Source organism: Natrinema soli, from assembly GCF_028618695.1.
Genome location: NZ_JAQIVI010000468.1, coordinates 1 through 1,382 on the forward strand (window position 1 = coordinate 1; position 1,382 = coordinate 1,382).

Annotated in this window: 1 protein-coding gene; it reads left to right on the forward strand. The window is 67.5% G+C overall.

Annotated elements, in window-relative coordinates:
• Positions 1 to 960 (forward strand): thiamine pyrophosphate-dependent enzyme (locus tag PGX04_RS24290; RefSeq protein WP_273740859.1); only part of this gene is annotated, 960 nt, incomplete at its 5' end.
• Positions 961 to 1,382: the final 422 nt, after the last annotated feature.

Here is a 1,382-nt window from a genome sequence, read left to right on the forward strand (position 1 = left end):
GGCGCGGTGCGGACCCGCGCGTCGGAGCACATCCGCGCCATCGTCGACCGCATCGGAATTCCGGTCGTCGAAACGTACATGGGCAAGGGAGCGATCTCCAACCGGGAGCCGGCCTCGCTGATGACGCTCGATTCGGGACCCGAGGGCGAGGCCGCGCGGGCGATCGAGCGAGCGGACTGCGTCGTCGCGGTCGGCTACGACATCGCCGAGCACGACCCCCAGGGCTGGAACCCGGACCTCGAGAAGACCATCGTCCACGTCGACTACGAGCCCGCGGAGGTCTACCGCCACTACAACCCGGACATCGAGATCGTCGCCGACGTGGGCGCGGCGCTCGAGGCGATCGACGAACAGCTCGCAGACGGGGCCTGTTCGCTGTGGTGTGGCGATCTGCACGAGCGGCTGCTCGAGGCGGTGACGGAGCCGCCGTCAGAAGACGATCCGGTGACGGTGCGGAACGCGCTGCCCCTCCTGCGCGAGGCGATGGCCGACTCGGACGTGCTCGTCTCGGACGTGGGCAGTCACAAGATGGCGATCGCGCAGTCGTTCCCGACCTACGAGCCCAACACCTGCGTGATCTCGAACGGGCTGGCCAGCATGGGGATCGCCGTCCCGGGCGCGCTCGCTGCGGATCTGGCGATCGAGGGGAACGTGGTCGCGGGCACGGGCGACGGCGGCTTCCTGATGAACGCGGCGGAGCTCGAGACCGCGAGCCGACTCGACTGTGGCTTCACGACCGTCGTCTTCAACGACGACGATTACGGGCTGATTTCGGAGAAGCAAGAGGATCACCGGGGCGAGCACACCGGCACCGAGCTGACCAATCCCGATCTGGTGACGTTCGCCGAGAGCTTCGGGCTCGAGGCCTACCGGCCCGAGGGATGGGACGAGATCGAGTCGGCGTTCGCGGAGGCCGTGCCGTCGGAGGAGCTATCGTTGATCGAGGTTCGGCTCGACTGAGCGGCGTTCGCCGACCGGGCCGGTAGCGGTCACCCGTATTCCGTCTCATCACCGGGTGTGCGCTCTCGAGTGGTGAGCCTCCATCGGCCGGTAGACGCTCTCGTCACACTTACCGGGCGAAGCACGGCAGGGGAACGCACGGGAACATCATTGGTTGACTGTGAGACGGTACCCGTGAAGAGCCGTTACTGACGGCCTGTGAGAGTCGTCGCCTGCGGATCGCGACCGGACGGCGCGGACAGAAGCTTCTTGAGCGGATAGCCGCATCGGGGGGTATGACCAGCACAGGAGTGATCGTCCGCGTATTGGTTCCAGAGTATCCGATGGGCGGTGACGGATCGTGACCGGCGATGCCACGGACGGCGTGAATCGGCGGGCGGTACTCGGCGCGCTCGCCGGCGTCGGTGGAGCCGCCGTCGCCG